Origin of the sequence: Rhodovulum iodosum (assembly GCF_041020385.1) — a bacterium.
In the GTDB taxonomy this organism is placed as follows: domain Bacteria; phylum Pseudomonadota; class Alphaproteobacteria; order Rhodobacterales; family Rhodobacteraceae; genus Rhodovulum; species Rhodovulum iodosum.
Genome location: NZ_JBEHHI010000002.1, coordinates 141,780 through 162,028, shown reverse-complemented (window position 1 = coordinate 162,028; position 20,249 = coordinate 141,780). Strand labels below are relative to the sequence as shown.

Here is a 20,249-nt window from a genome sequence, read left to right as displayed (position 1 = left end):
GGAGGAACAGGAGCACGGCGAGGACAATGGCGCCGTAGCGCACCGCCGCCCGCACCCACGGGCTGGCGGCGAACCCGGTGAGCAAACCGGCAATCACCGCCGCCCCCGACGCCAATCGTCGAGGCGGGCGTAAATCGTGACCGCGATGCCGCCGAGCGCGACGGCGATGAACACCCAGCGCAGCGTGGCAAGATACGGCACGAGCGGCAGGATGGCGGTCTGCGTCTCGGCCAGCACCTGTTGCGCCACCTCCACGCCGGCCGCACCCAGCGTTGCGACGCCAGCCGCCCCTCCGCCTTTCATCGTGCGGCTCTGCACCAGGATCTCGCGCGCCGGCGGGGTCTCGGCCGCGAATGGCGCCGGGCGCGCAGGGAAGCGCTCGCCCCATTGGCGCGCGGGGCCGAGGTCGATGTGCATGAATCCGGACCGCGGGTAGAAGCCGAAGCCGAGGAACCCGACCTTGCGCGCAGCCGCCTCGAACGCCACGGGATCGTGGTTCGCCATGGCGATGTCGAATGCAGCGCCGTCGAGGTGCTTGGAGCGGGTCGCACCACCGACCGCGCGGTTGTGCTCGGGGCTGCGGTAGGCCGAGCGGACGATCAGCGGCTTGCCGAGCCGGTCACGCAGCGCCTGCAGCTTGTCGAGCGCCTGTTCATTGACCAGCAGCTTGCCGGTGCCCCGGCACGCGATTTCGTCCGGGCTGAAATTCGGCCAGCGCCAGTCATCCTCTGGCACCTCGCGCCAGTGGTCGTAGAAATTCGTGGTCATAGGGGGTCCTCCAGAAATGAGAAAACCCGCCTCGAAGGGCGGGTCCGGTGGGTCAAACATGTCGGATGGCTGGGACTACGGGCCGTTGCCGAAGACCTTCAGCTTGATGGCGACGCCCGCGAGCAGCGCGAGAAGGATCGCGGTGGTGACCGCGCGGACGACCGTCTGCACGGCCGTGCGGCGCACCAATCGGAGCAAGTCCAGCATCGAGCGCAGGTCGCGGATGTCGAGCGCGGCTTCGTCGCCCTCGAGTCCGACATCGGCCAGTGCGCGCTTCGCGCCTTCCTCGGCCGCCCGCGCAAGGATCGCCTCGAACTCGTGCTCGGGCATGCGGACGAACCCGTCCTCCGGGCGTTGTGGGGCCATGGCGTGCCTCCCTCAGCCGATCTTGGCCCCCCAGAACGAGGTCTGGTCGGCGGCGAAGTAGCCATCCGCGGCGCGGAAGTTGCCCTGAAGCTCGACGGTGTCGCCGGCGGTGAGCGCGACCATCGTGTGAAGCGAGAGGGCCGTCGCCTCCGAGACATGCGCGCCGCTGATCTCGCCGAACGAGCCGCGGATCTCGGTCGTGCCGTTCAGCACGAGCCGCCCGCTCATCCGCGCCGACGTGCTGGCGTTCATCTTGTAGAGCAGCGTGCCGCCGAAGATGTAGGTGCCGTCCGCAGGCGCCACGAAGTGGTTGTTGGCGGCGTCGAACGCCCCCTGGTCGTTGTAGTCGGCGTTGTTGAGGCCGATCTTCGTCCAGGCCCCCACACCGACATAGTTGTCGTAGTTGGTATAGGCCTTGAACCGCGGCAGCCGGGGCTGGTCGACGATGCCGGTGGCGTTGTCGACGCTGAGCCCGTCGAAGAAGGTGCCGCCGTCGGCGGAGACCGCGAGGCGGAAACGGTCGGAGCCGAAGAGCCCGACCAGCGCCTTGGTCACGAAGCCGGTCTGGAGCGTCAGCCCGAGGTCGTCGCCCGCGGCCTCCTTGTTCATGGTGTAGAACAGATCGCCGGTTCCGCCTTCGGCGACGGTCTTCGCTGTCCAGAGCGCCGCGTTCAGCTTGGCCGAGAACGGGTTCGACGCATCCGCCGTCGTGCCGAGCCCGAGGAGCGCCATGTTCTGCAGCGCCGCGGGCGTCGTGCCGATCCAGCCCGCGCCATCGTAGACCAGCAGCAGGCCCTCGTCTTCGACCCACGCCCGCCAGCCAGTCCGGGGCGGCAGGCGCAGCCACGCGCCGTCGGTCCAGAGTGCGACGTTCAGGTCCCACCCCGCCCAGTCGCCCGTCGCGCCCGAGGCGACAATGTAGCGGTCGCCGTCCGCCGGGCCTGCCGGGGGTGCTGCCAGATCGCGATCAAGGACGGAAAGCTGCACGAGCCCGTCGAGGATCCGCAGCGCCTCGTTGTGGGTGGCATGCTTCTGGGCCTGCGCCGCCAGGATGTACGGCAGCAGCAGATGGGTCGTGGCATCGGACATGGGCGGTCTCCAGAACGAAGAACGCCGCCTGCATGGCAGACGGCGAGCAATGGCGCGGCGATGGACTTTGGCGGGCTACCCGTGTTCGGGCGTCTCCCCTGGGATGGCCGAGAGAACCGGATCGGGCTTCGGCGCATCCCACTTCGCGGTCATCGCGGCCCAGCGATCGATTTCCGCTCGGAATGCCGGATCGTCGATCCGCAGATGGAAGGTGTAGAGCCGGTCCACGATCTCACGCATCAGCGCACGCATCTCGTCGTCATTGATCCGCGAGACCTCGGACCACGGAATGCGTCTGCCCGCAGCGTCCTCGACGATGACGTCGGTGCCATCACCCGTGTGTGACACGGGCGTGAGGCCGGCATGCAGGGTCTCGAGCTGCGTGTTTCGCACGCAGGCCACGGCCATCACTCTGGAAAGCTTCGCGGCAATCCGGTCTTCGTCCTCGGGGCGCATGTCCCGAGCTTACGCCGCAGAGCGCGCGGCCGGCCAGAACTCATTGCGCGGCCTCAGAAGCTCAGCGTGACGGTTTTCGGCGCGCCCCGCCCAACGAGGGCGGAGAGCTGGAAGATGCGGACGTCGAGCGTGTCGCCAGGGGCGAGCGGCCCGCCCCAGTCGGCGGTCTGCTGGGCAGCGGTGTAGACCACGCTGGTGGTGGCGGTGGACAGCACCCGCTTCACGGTGGCGCCGTCGAGAATCTCGACCTCGTAGGCTTCCAGTTCCTCGCCCAGCGGCACCTCGAGCCCGCCCCAGCTGTCGGCCGCGAGAGCTCGGGACCGGCGTGTCCAGCGGATCGTCAGATCGCCGGGCGCGCGTGGAGTGCGCCATGGCTGCTCGATATGGGCGACGGAAAACGGCCGCAGCCCGACGCCCGCTGGCTTGAAGGCCTGCGCGACATAGGTCTCGTCGGTCACCGGGCGGCTCGCGGGGCCGATGCGCCAGTTCCACGGGATGCCGAGGTCGGCCTCGGCGATCGGCAGAGATGCGAGGCTTTCGTCGAGCACGACGACCCGAGCACCCGCGGGCGCCGGATCGCCCATAGCACCTTCCGTGCCACGCTGACCGCGGAGGAGCCGGGTCAGGCGATACCGACCGGGCGCCAGCAGTTCCGCCGCGCCTGCCTGCACGATCTCCCAGACGCCGGGCGCGGTCTCGATGGCCAGCGCGTTCGCACCGCCGAAGAGCGTCAGGTCCGTCACACTTTCCAGCGTGCCGGACAGTAGATCGACCACCAGCACATTTCCGGGGTCGAAGCGCGAGGTTGGCCCGGCGTACAAGTCCGAGACCAGTGTCCCGATCCGGGCGCGCGTGCCGAAGCTGGTGAGCAGCTCGAAGCCGTCCGTTGAGGGGCTGCGGAACACCGCGATCTCGCCCGGCCAAGGGGCGGCACGCGCCGCGGCAAACGGACGGTGCGCGGGCTGATCCTCGGTGAGCTGCGGCAGGTCCAGCAGCACCGCCTCCGGCAAGCCGAAGACGACGGCCTGTGACAACGCCGAGGGCCGCGGCGCGCCGGGCGGCAGGTCATAGGCTTCCCGGTCCTGGCGGACCGCCTCGACGCCGCGGGCATCCGCATCGGCGACGGAGACGAGCCGCAGCGGGATGGAGCGCCCGTCATGGACGAACGACACGACATCGGCCGGGTCGAGCGCGAGGCGCGAGGGCGGCAGTCGGAAGACCGCGCTCTCGCGGCCGGTCCAGGCCTCCATCAGCGCGCGGCGGCAACGCCGTTCGGCCTCCTCGGGCGGGACCGCCATCGGGAAAGACTCGGACGCGATGCGCGTCGTGTCGACGGTGATGCGCCGGGCCTCGACCTGCGCCGCCTCGTAATCCTCGTCGGCGCGAGCGACCTGCCATTTCAGGGCCTGCGGCAGCTCGGTCTCCTGGCCGCGGGTCAGTTCGAGGACATCGCCCTCGCGGGCGGCGACCAGGTCGTCGGGGCTGACGCTCGCCACCGCCGCCCGGCCGCGCATGACGAAGCGGATCACCCCCTCGGTCTCGACCGCGTCGAAGCCGAAATGCCGCGACAGCGTGGTGATCGAGGCGCGCGGGCTTTCGAGTGCGCCGATGGCATATCCCTCGACGGCGCCCCAAAGCCCGGTGACGTCGATGCGATCCTCGGGAAGTCCGGCGCGCAGGCAGAGGTGCCGGACCAGCGCCGCGAGCGACACCGCGCCGAGCCGGCCGGTCAGCCAGTGGCCGAGCCGCCAGTTCGCCCCGTCCGTCCAGACGTCGGTCAGCGCCGGAAAGAACGGATAGGGCCGCGCGTCCCAGGTCCAGGCGGCGCACTCGGGAACATGCACCATCCGGCCGCCGTAGACCGAGGACACCGGGTTGTTCGCGGCCTCGCCCCACCAGAGATACGTCGCCTCGAGATAGGCCCGCTGGATCGCGTCGTCGCGCCAGCCCCGCGAGAAGTGCGGCACAAAGCTTTCGGAGGATTTCGGATCGAAGAAGACGTTCGGCTGGTTCGTCCCCCGGTCGATGGCCGGGCAACCGAGCTCGGTGAACCAGATCGGCTTGGACTGCGGCACCCACGCTGTCGGCGTCCCGCTCTCCACGCCACCGGGGCGGTTGTAATGCGCGTTCGACCACCAGGCGCGGAGATCCTTGTAGCGAAAGACCCACGGCTTGCTGGCCGCTCCGTCGCTGATCGGCGTGCGCAGTTGCGCAGAGCGATCCGGAGCGCTGGCGTAGAACCAGTCGAAGCCCTCGCCACCCGCGATGTTCCCCTGCAGGTAGGCGCGGTCGTAGATCGCGGGCCAGCCCTCGGCCGCGTCGAGATGCTCGAACCCGTCGCGCCAGTCCGACAGCGGCATGTAATTGTCGATCGCGACAAAATCGATCTCCGGATCGGCCCAGAGCGGGTCGAGGTGAAAGAACACGTCGCCCGATCCGTCGCCCGGCTGGTGCCCGAAATACTCCGACCAGTCGGCTGCATAGCTGATCGCGGTGCCCGCGCCGAGGATTGAGCGCACGTCGGCCGCGAGATCGCGGAAGGCCTGCACCGCCGGATAGGCGCTGGCGCCCGAGCGGATCGTGGTCAGCCCGCGCATCTCGGTCCCGATCAGGAAGGCGTCGACCCCGCCGGCCGCCGCGCAGAGATGGGCGTAGTGCAACACCATGCGGCGCAGACCCCAGTCGCCCGGCGCCCCGGTCCAAGCGACGGTCTCTCCCGAGACGGCAAAGTCGGAAGGGCTCGCCCCACCGAAAAAGGCCGCGATCTGGTTTGCCGCGGTGGCCGTCTTGTCGGCGCTGCCGGCATAGCCCGCCGCGGGCGAGCAGGTGATCCGGCCGCGCCACGGGAATGCGGGCTGGCCCGTCTCGGCGGCGTTGTCGCTGTACGGGGTCGGCAGCGTGTTGCCGGGCGGCACGTCCATCAGGATGAAGGGATAGAAGGTCACCCTCAGCCCGCGCGCCTTCATCTCCTGGATCGCCTGCACGACAGAGAAGTCGGCGGGCGTGCCGCCATAGACCGGGCGGTCTTGGTCGTCGCGGCTGACGAGGAAGGCATTGGCGCGGCTGACGCCATTCACCGACCATGTAGCGGGCGTCGTCGACTTGGCCGACACCTCGACGCCCGGCCGGATCGTGCACTCGCCCACGCGGAGGTCGTTCCCGAACCATGCGACGACGAGGCTGACGCTCTCGACCTTGGGCGCCATCGCCTGCAGCCGGTCGAGCGCCACGACCATGTCGGCGGTGTCCGAGAGCGCGTTCAGGTTCTCAGGCGTCTGCGCCCCGCCGCTGCCCTTGCGGATGCCGGTCGTCGCATAGGTGAACTCGCCGGAGGCCGGGATCATCGTCACCGCGCAGGTCAGTCCCTCGGCCGTGTCGGGATCGGCGAGCGGCCGGAACACCTCGAAGGAGAGCTGCGGCAGGCGGTTGCCGTAGTTCCCGAGAGGCAGCTCCTCGAAGACCACGTAGGCCGTACCACGATAGGCCGGCGTGTTCGCGGCGCCCATCTTGGTCGCGATGAACGGGTCCGCCGTCTGCGTCTCGTCGCCCGGGTACCAGCGCCAGGTGACCCCGGCGGTGTCCAGCAGCTTACCGTCCGCCCAGATGCGACCGATGCCGGTGATCGGCCCCTCGCAGAGCGCCACCGCGAAGCTGGCGTAGTAGAGATACTCGGTCGTCTTGACCTTGCCGCCGCCTCCGCCGCCCTTACCGCCGCCCTGTGCCGTGGTCTTTGTCTCCTCGCGGAAGTCGGTCGCCCAGATCACGTTGCCGCCCATGCGCATCCGGCCATAGATGCGCGGGATGACCGCGCCTTCGGTCGAAGACGTGATCCGGAGGCTGTCGAGCCGCGGCCCCTCGATCCGCTGGGTCGGCGCGAGCGATGACACGATCCAGCTGTCGACAACCGACCCGATGGTTGAGCCGACAAAGCCGCCGATGGTCGCGGCGCTCACGCCGAGGATTGCGCCGCCGATGCTGCCGCCAATGGCGGCGCCGGCTGCGCCGAGAACGAGAGTGGCCATAGGGATGCTTCAGCGTTGCGGGAACAGGAAGGCGAAGGCGATGCGCCGCCCCCAGGCTTGTGTCAGCGGTTCCTCGATCACGCCGAGCCGCTCATAGGCATGGAGGAAGCTGTCGGGCCCGGTCAGGATCCCAACATGCTTGGCGATGGCGCGCGGCATCATTCGGAACAGCACCAGCGCGCCGGGACCGGCCTCGGCGGGCGACACCTCGATCATCATGGTGCGAGCGCTCTTGGCCAGCACCTCGCGCGGGCCGGTCTCGCCCCAGTCCCGGCTGTAGGGCGGGATTCGGAACGGCTCGGGGCCGACGACCTCGCGCCAGACGCCCCGCGCGAGCCCGAGGCAATCGCAGCCGACGCCGCGCAGGCTCGCCTGGTCGTGGTACGGCGTTCCCAGCCACTCGCGCGCCGCGGCGATGACCCTCTCCGAATCAGCCCGCGTCACAGCACGCCCCCTTCGTGGCCGCCGTCCTTGGTCGCGTAGCGCAAGATGGTGTCCTGGCCGGGGATGTGCGGGAAGCCGCGGAAGTTGGCGGTGTTGGCGAATTTCGCGCCGCAGGTCTCGATCCGCTTGTCGCAGCCCGCGCGGATGGTGAAGCTGTCGCCCTCGGCGATCGCGCGCACCGGCGCTTCGAGCAGGGTCAGGATTGCGACGCCGTCCGTGACGTCATGACCAAGCACCTCGGCCCGACGCCCCGCATTAGCGCCGCTGGACCACTCGATGGTCCCAAAGGTGAACCAGCCGGAGGCGAAGACGCCTAGCCCCGAGGCGGTAAGGGCTCGGTCGCGTAGTAGGTCGATCACCGCGCCCGTACCCTTGAACGCCGTGTTCTCCAGATTGACGCCGCAGCGCGCGTCCCCGAGCGCGGCGTCGCAGGTCGCCTGGAAGGTCCGCCCGACCGTCTGGCCGAGCACATGGGCGAGCGAGCGTACCTCGGCCACGAAGGCCAGCCGCCCGCGCCGGATCTGGCCGATGGCTCCCCGGCGCATCACCACGCGCTGGCTCGTATGGGCCCAGTTCACCCGCCAGACTTCGACCTCCGCATTGTCCCAGCGGCCGTCGAGGATGTCGGTCTCGGTGATCCGGTCGGAGTTCAGCACGCCCTCGGCGTCCTGCGCATCGACCGAAAGGTCCGATCCAGACCGAACCTCGGAGGCGGTCAGCCCGCTTTCCGGCTCGAAGTCGGTGCCGTCGAAGGCGAGCGTCCGGTCGTGGTCGGTGAAGCCGAAGGTGACGCCATCGGCCCGCGTGATGCGCCAGCACCAGGCGAGCGTCGTGGTGCCCTCGTCGAGATGGGCCTGCAACGCCGGCGAGAGGGATTTCATCGGCGCAGTTCCAGAAGCGGAATGGAGGTGATCGAGCCAAGCCGCTCGAGGTCGAGCGTCACGTCGAGCGCGTCAGTGTCAAAGCGGACCGGCACGTCGAACTCGAACCCCGCGGTGATGGCAACGCCCTCAGCGGGCGCACCATCGAACGTCACGACGCCGGTGGTCGTGTCGACGGACCACCCGCTGGGCTGTTCGGCACCATCGAGCGCGATGCGCACCGTGTCGGCGACCGGCTTTGCGATCGTCCGGCTCCAGGTCTGGCTGCCCGAGGCGTAGCGCTTCACCAGCTGGAACGCGGTCGTCGCGCCGTCGCCGGTGCCGATGACCTGATCGGTCGGCGATGGCGTTCCTGAAGGCGGACAGGACTTGTGGTCGCCCCAGTCCTTGAAGCGGAAGCCATGCAGACGCCCGTTGCGCGCCTCGAAGAAGGCGACCACCGCCGCCAGATCGTCTGCGCGGCGGATGCCATAGGCGACATCGTAGCGACGGCGCGAATTGGCCCAGCTGGCGTTGCGCTCCTCGTCGCCCGAGGCGAGCTCGACGATCTGGGTTCGCCGTTCCGGCCCGCCCCGCGCGCCCCGGCTGATGTTGTCGGGAAACCGGACCTCGTGAAACGCCATCACATACCCCTCCGACCGAGGGACACAGCGCGGGCGATATCGGCGGCCACCTGTGTCCTTGATTGCCGGAAGCTTTCGGCGTCGCGCGCCATGATGGTGACGTTGACCCCGCCGCCCGCGCCGTAGCTCTGCGCCTCACGCCGCGACAGCACACGCTCACCGCGTTGCAGGATCGCGGGCACCTCGTCGTGGCGAAGCCCGGCCATGCCGCCTGAATGCATTCGCGGGGCGGCAGCGAAAGCCATGGCCGGGACCATGCGCGACGGCCCCGCAGAGCCGACCATGCCGCCCGCATGCAGGACGTTGGCGAAGATGCCGCCCGCACCAGCGAAGACACCCGAGAGCGCATTGGCGATCGGCCCGAGGATGAACCGCCGCGCCGCGAGCTGGGCGAGATCGGCCAGCAGCGAGGTGACCAGATCGCGGAAGTTCAGTTTGCCGGTCTTCACGAACTGGCCCACTGCGTTCTCGGCCGACTGGAAGGCGCCGACGAGGCTCTGGCCGATATCGCCGCCGATGTCGCGGGCGCGGCTCGCGTAGTCCGACAGCGCTGCCGTGACCGCCTGCCAGCCGGTGACGGCTGCCTCGGTCGCGGGCTCTGCCGCAGCGGCGGCAGCTCCGGCGGCTGCACCGGCACCCGTCGCCGCACGTCCGGCGTCACCAAGCGCCGTCTCCAGCCGCTGGGCAGCACCGGTGGCCTCGGTCAGCGCATCGGCACTGGCTTCGTCGGTGCCCCGCACGGCATCGCGGAGCGCCTGCCAGCTTTCGAGGGGCGCACGTGCCCCTTCCGCCAGATCTCGCGCGGCGCCGCGGTAGGCATTCGCCGACTCGAGCGCCCGGTTTGCCGCCTCGGTCAGACCAAGGTCGGGCGCGGTGAGCGGGTTGTCCTCGAAGGCCCGGTCGAACGCCGCCTGCGCCGCTGTCGTCGCCGCCGTCGCCGCACCCTCGAAGCGGTTCTCGATCTGCCCAAGGTCAAGATCGGGGATGACGGAGATGCGTCGCTCGGACCCGAGGGCTTCCAGGCCCTGGTTGATCCCCCCGATGAAGCCGTTGATGCGCGAGACCACGCCGTTCAGCATCGCCTCGACACCGTCGACCAGGCTGTTGGCCGCCTGGAACGCCAGATCGCCGATGGCGGCGGGCAGCAGGCCCCAGATCGCCTTGATCGCCTCGTAGGCCCCCTCGAACGTGTTCGCGGCCGTGTTGCCGAAAGCCACAACGCTCTCGATGGCGCTCTGCATGCCCGACGCCGCATCGGCCTTCAGGTCGAAGAACATCGCCGTGGCAGCCGCACCCGCCGCAGCGGCGCCCATCTTGATCCGCTCCCAGACCTCGACGGCGAGGTCTTTCAGCAGCGACATGGCCTCACCGAAGCCACCCGCGCCGGAGACGAGACGGGTGAACTGGTGGACGAGCTCGCCCGCGCCGACGATCAGCGCCCCGATGCCGGTGCGGATCAGTGCGCCGCGCAGGACGACCAGCGCCGTGGCGAGGCCACGGACCGAGAGCGCCGCAGCGGCCATACCGGCTACCCAGCGGCCCGCGAGGAAGGCCGCGAAGGTGGCGGCATAGGTGGTCAGGCGGCCGATGTTGTCGAAGAGACCGCGGATCGCGATGCCGAGCGGGCCGGTGCGACTGGCGACCGCCGCCATGGCGTTGGCCACAGCTTCCAACGCGGGGGCTGCGGCGACGGCCAGCTGGTTCGAGAGGCCGCGCCAGATGAGGCCGAGCCGGGAGATGGCGTCGTTCGTGCGCTCGATCTGGTCGGCATCCTGCTCGGAGACGACGACACCGAAGGCAAGGACATCCTCCGTCGCCTGGCGCAGCGTCGCCGTGTCGATCCGCGACATGGCGATGGAGCCTTCCTCGCCGAAGAGCTGGCCTGCCACGGCCGCGCGTTCGGCGGCGGGCACGAAATCCTCGATGGCCGCGTTGATCGCGCCGACCCGCTGGTCCAACGGCAGGGCGATCAGGTCGTTGGCCGAAAGCCCCAGCCGATCCAGCGCATCCGCGGCGGGGCCGGTCCCGGCGGCCGCCTGGCTGAGACGGCGCGTGAGGTCCTTGGTCGCCTGCTCGATGCCGGACATCGAGACGCCCGCCAGTTCGCCCGCGCGCTCCAGCGTCTGGATCGAAGCAACGGTGGTCCCCAGCGACTGCGCGAGTTTGGCCTGCGCATCGACCGTCTGCAGACCGGAGCGGATCATCGCCACGCCAGCGGCGGTCGCGGCGGTAACTGCGGCAGCGGCGGCCACGCGAACCCGCCGTGAGAAGGCCGCGAGCCGGGCGTTGGCCGCTTCCATCTCCCGGCTCAGCCGCCCGAAGCCGCGCGACCCGGCTTCGCCCACGCCTTCCAGTTCGGCGCGCACCTGTCGCCCGCCGACCGCGGCGAGGCGGACGGACACACGCTTTTCAGCCATTGTGGCGTTCCATCTGTTCGTTGAGCTTGGCCACCATCACCGCCTCGACGGCAGGCAGCAGTTCGGCCATGGCGAGCGGCGGCACGCCGAGCGCGTCACCGAGCGCGAGCGCCGCCGACATATCCCAGCCGATCACCGCGCCGGGCAGGACACGCAGCTGGCCGCCGAGACGGCCGACGAGGTCCCAGACCTGCCAGCCCTCCGGTGTTTCCGGACGGTTCAGCCGCGCCGGGCAGTCCGGGCAGGCTTGCGCACAGGCTTGGCAGTACCGCTCGCCCCCGCCGAAGGACCATTCGGCGAGAGCGCGGAGGCGTTTTTTTCCTGTTCCAGCAGCAGGCCCTTGGAGACGTAGGTCAGCTGGAACGCCTCGAAGATCGGCCAGATGTCGAGCAGCGCGTCGATGGCCTCGGGGCTTGGATCGATCGCGTTCCCATCGGCGTCGCCGATGCCCTCCCAGGCGAGCACTGCGCGCCGCGCCAGCGCCTTGGCGAAGGCGACGGCGCGTTCCTCATCCGAGGCCTCATCGGGCACGGCCTCGACAGCCGGATCGCTTCGGGTCGCCACCATCAGCGCGGTGGTCAGCGGGCGCAGCTGCACGCGGACGCCGGTAGCGAGATCGTGCCAGCGCGGGGCGTTGGTGAGGTCGAGCGTGAGCATCAATACGTCTCCACGTCGTTCACGAGGGTGGCGGTGCACATCCGGCCGACGACGCTGTCGCGGGCCGCCTGCCAGTCGAAGGTTACCTGAACCCCCTGCGGCCCGGAGATCTCGATGCGGGGACGCGGCAGGTAGACGGCGTGCACCGTGAAGGTGAAGCTCTCGCCGGACGGCAGAACGTAGGCGAACTCCATCTCGCAGGCCTCGCCGTTGATGGCCTGCGTCACCAGCGTCTGGTCGGCGAAGCGCACCTCGATCCGGCCGGTCAGCGCCGCGATGGACGGGTCCGCGCCGTCGATGCGCCCGTCCGAGCGGATGGTCTCGATCCGGTCGAGGTTGTTGGCATAGGTGATCTCGGCCGAGACCACGTTGCCGAGGGCCGAGCCATTGCGGGTGATCGCGCCGTTGAAATGGCCGAAGCGCTTGAGCTCGAGCGCAGCGGGTGTCCCGGCGCTGGTGGTCGTCCCGACCGTCTCGCCCTGCGCCACCAGCCGCGCGGTAGCCGTCAGCAGGCCAGACCGCTGCATCTGCCAGGTGATCTGGTCGAGCACGCAGCCCGAATACATGGCGTAGCGCGGGACCTCTGGCATGCCGGTCTCGATGGAGAGGCTCGGCAGCGTCCAGGCACCCGACTGGAACTCGTGGCTATAGGGCGCCTCCACGCCCGTTGTCGTGGGCGCGCCGAAGGCCGCCTTCAGCCAGAAGCCAAGTGCCTCTGCATCGAGCGGCATCACGACATCGCCGTCCGCCGTCACCGCGTCCTTGATCGGCGCCAGCGGATCGCGGCCGTAGCCGAGAAGCTCGGAGTTCAGCAGCGGTTGCTCGGCACCGAGCGAGGTGCTGGCGAAGGGCATGCGGGTGAAGCCGCTGGCGGGCGGCGTTCCATAGGTCGTCTCGAACGCAAGCGCCATCAGCGCCCGCGCCCCCTGGGCTCGTGCCATGGTAGTCTCCTTTCATCGTCTCGCGGGACGGATCGCATGAGGCGGCGTTGCTGCCTCGCGACGCTGGGCTTAGTCTGCCCCCATTGGGCTGGGAGCAAAGCTGCTATGGATTTCAAGGACCTGCTGCGCATTCAAGGATACGACCCGGATGCCAGGGAGCGCATCGTCCTGCTGCGCCATCGGCCTTTCGAACCCCGTCTCGCGCGGGCAATGCCGTGGATAATCGAAGAACGCCCGAACCTTTTTGAAACCTACCAGTCGGTCCCCGGCCGACCTGAAACCGCCCTGCGTCGGGCCGAGTACGTGGCAAGCTTCGTCGGCGTGTCGCCGGGCAAGGCGCATTTCGTCGGGCTTTATCGCATTGGTGAGGCGCGCGAGCTCGACCATGACGCCTTCTGGCGGATACCGGGGAACCTGATCCTCCGGGACATGGGATACGAAGGCTTCACCACTGAAGAGGCCGAAAGGTTGGGTTCGCGCTTTCAGTTCGATCTGGAACGCCTGCCGTTCTACAGCGACTGGCGCGGGCGACTGGTCATCGATTTTCCGCCGCCAGAGCGCTCATGGTTCCGGTGGGTGGACCGTGGCACGTTCCCCGTGAGCGCGATCCTAGAGGAAAGCGCGTTCGCGGCTCCACCGCCCGACTGGCGTGACATCGACCTGACCTTCGCAGAGCTCGCAACCTTGCCAGGCTCGTGGCGGGCGCGGCTGGCCGAATGGCGCGGGATTTACCTCATCTTTGATGAAAGCGACCGCCGCACCTATGTCGGTTCTGCCTATGGTCGCGACAACATCCTCGGTCGGTGGCAGGCCTACGCCCGGGATGGTCATGGTGGAAACCGTGACCTCCGCGGTCGTGACCCTCGCCATTTTCGGTTCAGCATTCTCGAACGCCTCGCGCCGGACCTGCCGCCAGAGGACGTCATCGCCCGGGAAAACAGCTGGAAGCTACGCCTTCACTCCCGGCAACCGTTCGGGCTCAACGCCAACTGAGTCACCCGCCGAGAGGATCGTCAGTTGAATAATGCAAGACCACCGGAATGACCGCCGCCTTCAGGGTGGCCGCGCCCTCGACGGGCAGATCGACCGGCCGTGGCGCTTCCGCCTCGACCCAATCGCAGAGCCCACCCAGCGTCCGGTCGGCAGCGAGCGCTTTGCCGACGCTGGCGGTCAACGTGTCGAAAGCGGCGTCACGGCCAGCGCCTTGTACGACCGCCTCGATCTCCGCCCGGTGCTGGTAATGATAGGCAAGCGGCGACATCGTTACCTCGGGCTCCCCCGGCTCGCCGTCGCGCAGGATCAGCAAACCTTCGACCGGCACACGCTCGGGCAGCACCTCACCGCGCAGGGCGGTGGCAGGCAGCGCCGAGAGCCGCGCGTGCAGCGCGGCGAGGATGGTTTCGCGGGACATGGGCATTTTGGTAGATCACCATGAAGACGGTACGTGGCTTTGGGCGCGAGAACTATGCTTTGGATCGCACGGTAACGGCTCTACGCCCAGGCGAACTCATCTGCTCGGCCGTTTTCTATTGATCATTGGAGACGCGAATTTGTTGCAGCTGAGCGGAGTAATCGTCATTTCTGTTGCAAGTCATCCGGAGGTATAACGCGTGATCTTGGGAACGGCGAAGCAGCATTTCGACGAAGATGTTCAGCGCGCAAGGGACATTCAGGCCCATGCTGCTGGTCTAGCGGATGGACGCTTGAAGGATGATCTCCTCAGGTCTGCTTGGATGGCTGGAGTGGGGGCGAGTGATGCATTCTTCTGCGATGCCTATGCAGACCTGGTCACTCGAACCCTCCGTGCAAAGGAGCGTCAGCCCTCTGGAAACCTTCAGGACAAGCTCAACAACCTCAAAGTGCCCGTTGTTGCAGTCCTCAATTCCAGCAACGGGTGGCGTTGGAGGATGGCTGCGCGAGAGATGATCGAGAAAGAGAGCGTTCTATCCATCCAGCAGATAAAAGATCTGCTGAACATCTTCTGCCGAGATCAACACAAACTCCTGACCCAAGAGACCGTCGAGAGTTGGATTCTACATGCTGATATGAAGCAGCGCCAATTTGGGATCACGAGGCATGCCTACCAACAGACGCCAGCGGGCGGAAAAGCAAAGGCCAAGAAAAACGCCTTGGAGAAATTTGGGCGGCGAATGCAATCCGTTTTTCAGCGGCGCCATGACTGCATCCACAACTGCGATCGCCCCAGATCGGCAATTCAGGCTATTTCAGCGGATGCGACACAAAAGGCGCTCGAGGACGTTTCGTTTCTTGTGAATCGATGCACCGATCACATGCGAGGAGAGTACACGCACTACCTATCAAGTAGGGGCTTCACCGGGCAGACGAGAAACCAAGTCGGCGCCTAAGTCGATTTGGACGTTTTGTCCGGCTACATCTTCCCCTCCACCCAGTTCGCTACGATCAGCCCCGGGACACCATCCAACGCTTGGTCCGCGTCCCGCGTAAGGTCCAGCCGCTTCGGCAGCTTCACCTGTGGCACCAGCAGGAAGATCGGCGCGGTGACCTGGTTGCGGCCGGTCTTGGCGCGCGACGCCACCGCCTGGCCGCGGGTGTTGATGCGGGCCCTGTCGGCGACGAGCAGGCTCGGGCCGCGCCGGCGATAGACGAAGCGCAGGCGCAGGCCGCGGCGGCGCTCCCATTCGCCGGGGGTAAGCTTGGCGCCGCGCAGACCTCGGCCAGCGGCTTCGGTCGGGATCGCCAGCCAGAAGCCTTCCTTCGAGCGGATGAGCGGGCCGGTGTCGTGGGCGCCGACGATAACCGGCGCCTTTGACCAGACCAGCGCCGCGGCGTTCAGGCTTTCGCCGGCCTTCGGGTAGGTCCGGCTCCGGATCGAGTTCGCGAGCCGTCTTCCGAGCCCCGCGCCCGTGATCTGGCCGCGCCAGGCGGTCTTGAGCCCGGTGCCGACCTCGCGCATGGCGGCGGTGACGGCCTTCTCGCCGGCCTTCACCTCCGCGGCCATCGCAGCGACGAGATCGGGCGTGATGTCGAGCTTCAGCTTCATCGGTGTCAGGCCGGCCTCAAATCCACGGTCCAGACGAGCCGCTCGCGATCGCGGACAGGCTCGCCCTGGATGAGGAAGGCCTCGCCGTCGATCTCGATGCGATCGCCCGGGCACGGACTCGCCACCTCGGCGAGGCGCAGATCCAACCGGGTGGTTTCCGACCAGATGCGCGCCTCGCCGAAGCCGGTGACGTCATCCGGCCTGCGCAGGATCGCGCGGACCAGTGCGGGCGCGCCGCCCTCGGCGGTGTAGACGACGTCGCGCGCGAGATGCGCGTCCGCGAAGAGCGCGTCGAGGGTGGCGGCGAAAGCGGTCATCAGAAGCTGCCGTTCAGGCGCACCCGGCCGATGGTGTCGCCCGCGCCGCCTGCGACCGCCTCGACGGCGACGCCGATCAACGTGTTGTCGGTTGCGACCGTGGTGCAGCGCTTGTTGGTGTCATCCCAGTAGACCTTGGCGCCGGCAGTCCAGGCCTGCGAGCCGATCTTGGTGAGGTCGAAGACGCCGGTGAGCGCAGCCTCAACGGTGGCACCGTTGGCGGCATCGCCGGCCGCCACGCCGAAGATCGAGCCGACGAGCAGGCCGTCGCCGGAGGTCACGGCATAGGGCGCGGTCAGGGTGAGGGTGTTGCCCGGTTGGACGTAGTTCTTCATCGCGGGTTCCTTTCGCGGAACGACGACGGGCGGCCCATCAGGACCGCCCGTGCGTCAGGGATCAGGGGTCAGCGGGATGGCCCGGCTTACGCGCCGGGGTTCTTGTAGAGGCCGCGCCAGTCGATGGCCTTGGCGCCGAAGTCGAGGCGGCACTTGATCTCGACGCCGTCGACGTCGAAGCCGTTGCGCGTCTCGATGTACGCGCCCTGCTGGCCCTCGAGATAGGCGTACTCGATGGTGTCGATCTGGTTCGGGCTTGCCGCCAGATACCAGGCGGTCTCGCTGGCCGCGTCGAGCCGGGGCTCGGCGATGGGCGAGAGCGTGCGGATCGACTGCGGCACCACGTTGCCGCTCTGGGCGGGCACGAGGTTCTGGGCGACCAGTTGCTCGGCCTTCAGCTCGAGCGCCGCCGGCACGATCAGGAAGGCGGGCCGGACGTTCAGCACCGTCTTCTTGTCGAGCCCGGTCTGCTTGCGCATCGCCGCCCGCGCGAGGCCCACGCTGTCCACCCCGAGCGCCGCGCCGCTGCCTGCGAGGTTCTTGTGGGTCGCGTGGAACAGCGCCGTGCCGTCCGCCATGGCCGGGTTCGACGTCACGATGTCCCAGACCACGTCCGACTCCAGCTGCGCGATGGAGTTGCCGTACATCGCCGGGATCCGGGTGAAGGCGTCGAGATCGTCGTTGATCAGCACCTGCCGGGTGATGGCGACGACGCGGCCGTAGGTCTCGATGCGGTAGCTCTCCTTGCTCTCGCCGAGCGTGCCGCGCTTGAACTCGCCGCTTTCGCCGACTTTCAGGAGCTGCGGCGCCTCGCCCAGCTGGACCCGGTGCATCGCCTTGAAATCGGTGGCGAGCACCTGCCGGCAGAAGAGCGGGAAGGTCCGCGGATAGGCCTCGTAGGCCTGGCGAAGGGTCTTGTTGGTGACGGCCGCGAGGATCTCGGGGAAGTCCGATGTCGAATGCAGCGCTCGCGTGGCCACCTCGTCGCGCGAGAAACCGCGGGTGCTGGCGCCCGCCGTCTCGAGGCTTTCGCGGGCGAGTTCCATCAGCGTCATGCCGCGGTACTCGCGCGCGGCGTCCTCCAGCGGGAACAGCGTCGGGCTGTAGCGGTGCAGGAGCGCGTTCGAGATCGCCTCGCGCCGGGTGACCGTGGCGTCCCGTCCTCCGAGCGGGATCGAGACATGCGGGAAGGTCCGCGTCTCGTCGGCCTTCGCCGCGACCTGGTCGAGGATCAGCCGGCGCGCCTCGTCGATGGAGACTCCGCGCTTGATCAGGTCGTCGGCGAAGCCGCGCTCGAGCTGGAGCTTGTCGGCGAGCCCGTGGATCGTCGAGACGCGCTCGCGCTCCTGCGCGCGGGCCTCGCTCACCAGCGCGTCGGTGTCGACGCTGCGGCTGCGATCCTCCGGCGCCGGGTCGGCTGTCGGCTTCGCTTTGGGTTTAGGCTCGGCGGCGCGGGTCTGCGTGTCGGCAGCGCCGGTGGTGTCGTCGGTCATGCTCGTCTCCTCGGGCGCTGCCGTGGTGTTGCTCTGCGCGGCCGTCTCGGCCGCGGTCTCGGTCCTGTCGGTCATCGGGGATGCTCCTTCGCTGGTGGGGGCGTCCCGGCGGTGGAGGACGCAGTCGTGATGTTCGCTGTTGGAACGGAAGCCCGCGGCGGGATCGGCGCCGACCGGCACGGCGGAGATCTCGAACGGGGTCCAGTCCACCGCCCGCCAGAGCTCGCGCTGTTTGTCGGGCTTGCTGATCTCGAAGCGGTGGACCTGGTAGCCGATGGAGACCGCGCGGATGTGCCCGGCCTCGATGTCGCGCCAGATGTCTCCCACGGCGTTGCGCTCGGAGAGCCGGATGCGGGCGATACCCTGTCCGTTCTCGATCCGCGCCGATCCCGGCACGACCGAGCCGATCACCGCGTCGAGATCGTGCGCCTCGTGCACCTTCAGGAACGGCGCGCCCGCGTTCAGCCGCTCGAGCCGCACATGCTCGGGCGCCATGCTGAGCTCCTCGTCATGCGGCTCGCCGAAGAGCGCGGCGCGCCGCACGCGGGCGCCGGTCGACCAGATCACCTCGACGCTGCGCGTCTCCGGGTCGATGCTGTTCGGCGATAGCTCCGCCGACCGGCGGAACGCCGGCAGTTCGATCGTCTGCTCCATGAATGGATCCTCGTCAGGCCCCGTCGCCGGGTGTTTCGTCGCCTACCGCTTCGCTGCTTGAGGCGGTGTCATCCGGATAGGTCGCGGGGTCGGCCGGCGCATTGGATTGCGCGCTGCCGGTCTTGGTGACCCGGCGCGGGTCGCTGTCGAGCACGAGGCCCAGCTCGTCGAGCTTCACGTTCGTTGCCGCGATCTCGGCCAGCACCGCGTCGGGGTTGCGGCCCTGCCGGGCGATTGCCTCGGCGAGCGTCATGGTGCCGGAGCGGATGGCCAGCAGGTCGGCCATCGCGTCCTTCTGCGGATCGACAGCCTCGAACTTCGGCGGCGACCACTCCACCGGCACGTCCGGCGTCGGGATCCGCCCCGCCGCCCATGCGGCCTCCGTGAACCAGCGCCAGACCGGCGCACAGAACATCGGTATGAAGAGCTGCCACTGCACCGCGTCGATCATCCGGCGGAACTCCACGAGCCCGGCGCGGATCGACGAGTAGTTCACCTGGCTGAGATCCCCGGTCAGCAGCTCGTAGGGCACGCGGAAGCCCGCCGAGATCGTATGCAGGCTCGCCCGCTTGTACTCGCCGTAGCCGCCCGTGGCCGCGGGCTGGTTGAACCGGATGTCCTTGCCGCCACGGGCATAGGCGATGAGACCTGGCTCGAACTGCTCCACCCGGTTGCCATCGGCGTCGACCACCGCGGGGGCGATGCCCTGCTGCGCCTCCTCGTCGCCGAAGACGATGGCGGTGACGCAGGCCTCGGTCTTCTTGCGGACGATCTCTGCCACCTCGTAGTCGTCGAGATCGCGCAGGGCCCGGATCACCGGCGCGCCCCAGGGCACGCCGCGCGCCTGCGTGCGCTGCTTCTCGTAGACATGGGCGATCTCGCTGGCCGGGACTGCCCGGCTGGTGAGCCCGCTGGTCAGGCTGAGCGTGGCGTCGCCCGGATGCGCGCCGAAGAGCCAGTAGGCCCGGCGCCGGCCGAGCGCGTCGAACTCGATCCCCTGCACCGCCTGGCCCGCGCCGAGCGCGCCGTTGCGGGTGGCGTCGAGGAAGTCGGCCTCGAGCAGCTGCAGCTGGACCGGCGGCACGACGCCGTCGCCGGGGCGGCGCGGGCGACGGCGGACCAGCACCTCGCCGGCCTCGACCATCTCGCGGCAGACGAGCGTCTGCAGCCCGTAGAAGTCGAGCTGACCGTCCGCGTCACAGCCCCGCGCCCAGATCTCGAAGAGCCGGTCCACCTCGCGGTCGAGGGCAGCGTCGCCGCTGGCCGCGCGCGGCATGATCCCGGCGCCGACGATGTTGTTGACCAGCACCGACACCGCCTTGGCCGCATGCGGGTTGTTCCGGACCAGGTCGCGCATCCGGTCGCGCAGCAGCGCGCCGGCCCGGCCGATCTCGGCGTCGGCCGAGGATCCCGATGCGTGCCAGCCGTCGGTGCGCCGGCCGCGGGCCGCACCCTCGTAGGAGCGGGCGAGCCCCTCGAAGGCCTGCCGCGCCAGCACGCGGCGCGTGGCGGTGCGCGGGGCGACGCTCGCGATGGCCCTGTCGAGCCAGGAGACCATCAGCGGTCCCCGCGCGAGAAGCCGGCGAAGCCGGCGATGGGCCGTGCCGTCGTCCCGGCGATCTGGCGCTCGATGGTGCGGATGCGCCCGAGCAGGTCCTCGGCCGAGCCGTAGTCCACCGTCTTGCCGTCGTAGCTCACCCGCGTCGTCCCGCTCGCATATGCACGCCGGAGCGCCGCGAGTTCAGCCTCTGTCCAGTCGGCCAT

General features: G+C 68.9%; 21 protein-coding genes. 2 read left to right on the top strand and 19 right to left on the bottom strand.

The window, feature by feature from the left end:
• Positions 1 to 93: 93 nt before the first annotated feature.
• From Ga0609869_RS09910 to Ga0609869_RS09855, 12 genes are all read right to left on the bottom strand, one after another.
• A complete protein-coding gene (locus tag Ga0609869_RS09910) occupies positions 94 to 768 on the bottom strand; it encodes a YcbK family protein (RefSeq protein WP_125406658.1) in 675 nt (224 codons plus the stop codon).
• 75 nt (positions 769 to 843) lie between these two features.
• Positions 844 to 1,098, bottom strand: a complete 255-nt coding sequence (locus tag Ga0609869_RS09905; RefSeq protein ID WP_211336817.1) for a DUF6127 family protein — start codon at positions 1,096 to 1,098, stop codon at positions 844 to 846.
• A gap of 48 nt (positions 1,099 to 1,146) precedes the next feature.
• The gene (locus Ga0609869_RS09900) at positions 1,147 to 2,223 is read right to left on the bottom strand and encodes a DUF2793 domain-containing protein (RefSeq protein WP_125406649.1); all 1,077 of its coding nucleotides are present in this window, start codon (positions 2,221 to 2,223) and stop codon (positions 1,147 to 1,149) included.
• 75 nt (positions 2,224 to 2,298) lie between these two features.
• Positions 2,299 to 2,679 carry a hypothetical protein gene (locus Ga0609869_RS09895; protein WP_170168836.1) on the bottom strand — a complete coding sequence of 127 codons (381 nt, stop codon included), beginning with the start codon at positions 2,677 to 2,679 and terminating at the stop codon, positions 2,299 to 2,301.
• 53 nt (positions 2,680 to 2,732) lie between these two features.
• A complete protein-coding gene (locus tag Ga0609869_RS09890) occupies positions 2,733 to 6,701 on the bottom strand; it encodes a baseplate multidomain protein megatron (protein WP_125406647.1) in 3,969 nt (1,322 codons plus the stop codon).
• Between the two features lie 9 nt (positions 6,702 to 6,710).
• A complete protein-coding gene (locus Ga0609869_RS09885) occupies positions 6,711 to 7,145 on the bottom strand; it encodes an NlpC/P60 family protein (RefSeq protein WP_125406644.1) in 435 nt (144 codons plus the stop codon).
• Positions 7,142 to 8,026, bottom strand: coding sequence for a phage/gene transfer agent baseplate hub protein (locus Ga0609869_RS09880; RefSeq protein WP_125406641.1), 885 nt, complete (start codon positions 8,024 to 8,026; stop codon positions 7,142 to 7,144). Before Ga0609869_RS09880 ends, Ga0609869_RS09885 begins: the two co-directional genes overlap by 4 nt.
• Positions 8,023 to 8,649 (bottom strand): DUF2460 domain-containing protein, encoded by a 627-nt coding sequence (locus Ga0609869_RS09875; protein WP_125406638.1) that lies wholly within the window; start codon positions 8,647 to 8,649, stop codon positions 8,023 to 8,025. Before Ga0609869_RS09875 ends, Ga0609869_RS09880 begins: the two co-directional genes overlap by 4 nt.
• Entirely contained in the window at positions 8,649 to 11,066 is a 2,418-nt protein-coding gene (locus Ga0609869_RS09870; RefSeq protein WP_125406636.1) for a phage tail tape measure C-terminal domain-containing protein, read from the bottom strand. The genes Ga0609869_RS09875 and Ga0609869_RS09870 overlap by 1 nt, the downstream gene beginning before the upstream one ends.
• Positions 11,059 to 11,202 (bottom strand): DUF7697 family protein, encoded by a 144-nt coding sequence (locus tag Ga0609869_RS09865; protein WP_245972324.1) that lies wholly within the window; start codon positions 11,200 to 11,202, stop codon positions 11,059 to 11,061. Before Ga0609869_RS09865 ends, Ga0609869_RS09870 begins: the two co-directional genes overlap by 8 nt.
• 83 nt (positions 11,203 to 11,285) lie before the next feature.
• Positions 11,286 to 11,723: a phage-derived protein YdaY family protein gene (locus Ga0609869_RS09860; RefSeq protein WP_125406631.1), complete on the bottom strand. Its 438-nt coding sequence runs from the start codon at positions 11,721 to 11,723 to the stop codon at positions 11,286 to 11,288.
• Positions 11,723 to 12,664, bottom strand: a complete 942-nt coding sequence (locus Ga0609869_RS09855; protein ID WP_125406628.1) for a phage tail tube protein — start codon at positions 12,662 to 12,664, stop codon at positions 11,723 to 11,725. Before Ga0609869_RS09855 ends, Ga0609869_RS09860 begins: the two co-directional genes overlap by 1 nt.
• Positions 12,665 to 12,769: 105 nt before the next feature.
• Between Ga0609869_RS09855 and Ga0609869_RS09850 the strand changes: the two genes are divergently transcribed.
• Positions 12,770 to 13,657, top strand: coding sequence for a GIY-YIG nuclease family protein (locus Ga0609869_RS09850; RefSeq protein WP_125406626.1), 888 nt, complete (start codon positions 12,770 to 12,772; stop codon positions 13,655 to 13,657).
• Between the two features lies 1 nt (position 13,658).
• Here Ga0609869_RS09850 and Ga0609869_RS09845 read toward each other — a convergent pair whose 3' ends face one another.
• A complete protein-coding gene (locus Ga0609869_RS09845) occupies positions 13,659 to 14,081 on the bottom strand; it encodes an acyl-CoA transferase (protein WP_125406623.1) in 423 nt (140 codons plus the stop codon).
• Between the two features lie 193 nt (positions 14,082 to 14,274).
• On the opposite strand from Ga0609869_RS09845, the gene Ga0609869_RS09840 reads away from it, so the two are divergent.
• A complete protein-coding gene (locus Ga0609869_RS09840) occupies positions 14,275 to 15,030 on the top strand; it encodes a hypothetical protein (RefSeq protein WP_125406620.1) in 756 nt (251 codons plus the stop codon).
• Between the two features lie 23 nt (positions 15,031 to 15,053).
• Here Ga0609869_RS09840 and Ga0609869_RS09835 read toward each other — a convergent pair whose 3' ends face one another.
• The 6 genes from Ga0609869_RS09835 to Ga0609869_RS09810 form a co-directional block, all read right to left on the bottom strand.
• Positions 15,054 to 15,686 carry a DUF6441 family protein gene (locus Ga0609869_RS09835; protein WP_125406616.1) on the bottom strand — a complete coding sequence of 211 codons (633 nt, stop codon included), beginning with the start codon at positions 15,684 to 15,686 and terminating at the stop codon, positions 15,054 to 15,056.
• Between the two features lie 5 nt (positions 15,687 to 15,691).
• On the bottom strand, positions 15,692 to 16,003 hold the full coding sequence (locus tag Ga0609869_RS09830; RefSeq protein WP_125406614.1) for a head-tail joining protein: 312 nt from the start codon (positions 16,001 to 16,003) through the stop codon (positions 15,692 to 15,694).
• Complete coding sequence (locus Ga0609869_RS09825) at positions 16,003 to 16,338, bottom strand: DUF2190 family protein (RefSeq protein ID WP_125406611.1); 336 nt, start codon at positions 16,336 to 16,338, stop codon at positions 16,003 to 16,005. Before Ga0609869_RS09825 ends, Ga0609869_RS09830 begins: the two co-directional genes overlap by 1 nt.
• Before the next feature lie 86 nt (positions 16,339 to 16,424).
• Complete coding sequence (locus Ga0609869_RS09820) at positions 16,425 to 18,485, bottom strand: prohead protease/major capsid protein fusion protein (RefSeq protein WP_125406608.1); 2,061 nt, start codon at positions 18,483 to 18,485, stop codon at positions 16,425 to 16,427.
• A 13-nt stretch (positions 18,486 to 18,498) separates the two neighbouring features.
• Positions 18,499 to 20,043, bottom strand: a complete 1,545-nt coding sequence (locus tag Ga0609869_RS09815; RefSeq protein ID WP_211336816.1) for a phage portal protein — start codon at positions 20,041 to 20,043, stop codon at positions 18,499 to 18,501.
• On the bottom strand, positions 20,043 to 20,249 hold the full coding sequence (locus Ga0609869_RS09810) for a phage head-tail joining protein (RefSeq protein ID WP_008887551.1): 207 nt from the start codon (positions 20,247 to 20,249) through the stop codon (positions 20,043 to 20,045). The genes Ga0609869_RS09815 and Ga0609869_RS09810 overlap by 1 nt, the downstream gene beginning before the upstream one ends.

What these genes read in the sequence shown, in the direction of transcription:
- Ga0609869_RS09910 (WP_125406658.1), bottom strand. Translation starts at nt 768, where the DNA reads ATGACCACGAATTTCTACGACCACTGGCGCGAGGTGCCAGAGGATGAC.
- Ga0609869_RS09905 (WP_211336817.1), bottom strand. Translation starts at nt 1,098, where the DNA reads ATGCCCGAGCACGAGTTCGAGGCGATCCTTGCGCGGGCGGCCGAGGAA.
- Ga0609869_RS09900 (WP_125406649.1), bottom strand. Translation starts at nt 2,223, where the DNA reads ATGTCCGATGCCACGACCCATCTGCTGCTGCCGTACATCCTGGCGGCG.
- Ga0609869_RS09895 (WP_170168836.1), bottom strand. Translation starts at nt 2,679, where the DNA reads ATGCGCCCCGAGGACGAAGACCGGATTGCCGCGAAGCTTTCCAGAGTG.
- Ga0609869_RS09890 (WP_125406647.1), bottom strand. Translation starts at nt 6,701, where the DNA reads ATGGCCACTCTCGTTCTCGGCGCAGCCGGCGCCGCCATTGGCGGCAGC.
- Ga0609869_RS09880 (WP_125406641.1), bottom strand. Translation starts at nt 8,026, where the DNA reads ATGAAATCCCTCTCGCCGGCGTTGCAGGCCCATCTCGACGAGGGCACC.
- Ga0609869_RS09875 (WP_125406638.1), bottom strand. Translation starts at nt 8,649, where the DNA reads ATGGCGTTTCACGAGGTCCGGTTTCCCGACAACATCAGCCGGGGCGCG.
- Ga0609869_RS09870 (WP_125406636.1), bottom strand. Translation starts at nt 11,066, where the DNA reads ATGGCTGAAAAGCGTGTGTCCGTCCGCCTCGCCGCGGTCGGCGGGCGA.
- Ga0609869_RS09860 (WP_125406631.1), bottom strand. Translation starts at nt 11,723, where the DNA reads ATGCTCACGCTCGACCTCACCAACGCCCCGCGCTGGCACGATCTCGCT.
- Ga0609869_RS09855 (WP_125406628.1), bottom strand. Translation starts at nt 12,664, where the DNA reads ATGGCACGAGCCCAGGGGGCGCGGGCGCTGATGGCGCTTGCGTTCGAG.
- Ga0609869_RS09850 (WP_125406626.1), top strand. Translation starts at nt 12,770, where the DNA reads ATGGATTTCAAGGACCTGCTGCGCATTCAAGGATACGACCCGGATGCC.
- Ga0609869_RS09845 (WP_125406623.1), bottom strand. Translation starts at nt 14,081, where the DNA reads ATGCCCATGTCCCGCGAAACCATCCTCGCCGCGCTGCACGCGCGGCTC.
- Ga0609869_RS09835 (WP_125406616.1), bottom strand. Translation starts at nt 15,686, where the DNA reads ATGAAGCTGAAGCTCGACATCACGCCCGATCTCGTCGCTGCGATGGCC.
- Ga0609869_RS09830 (WP_125406614.1), bottom strand. Translation starts at nt 16,003, where the DNA reads ATGACCGCTTTCGCCGCCACCCTCGACGCGCTCTTCGCGGACGCGCAT.
- Ga0609869_RS09825 (WP_125406611.1), bottom strand. Translation starts at nt 16,338, where the DNA reads ATGAAGAACTACGTCCAACCGGGCAACACCCTCACCCTGACCGCGCCC.
- Ga0609869_RS09820 (WP_125406608.1), bottom strand. Translation starts at nt 18,485, where the DNA reads ATGGAGCAGACGATCGAACTGCCGGCGTTCCGCCGGTCGGCGGAGCTA.
- Ga0609869_RS09815 (WP_211336816.1), bottom strand. Translation starts at nt 20,043, where the DNA reads ATGGTCTCCTGGCTCGACAGGGCCATCGCGAGCGTCGCCCCGCGCACC.
- Ga0609869_RS09810 (WP_008887551.1), bottom strand. Translation starts at nt 20,249, where the DNA reads ATGGCCGACTGGACAGAGGCTGAACTCGCGGCGCTCCGGCGTGCATAT.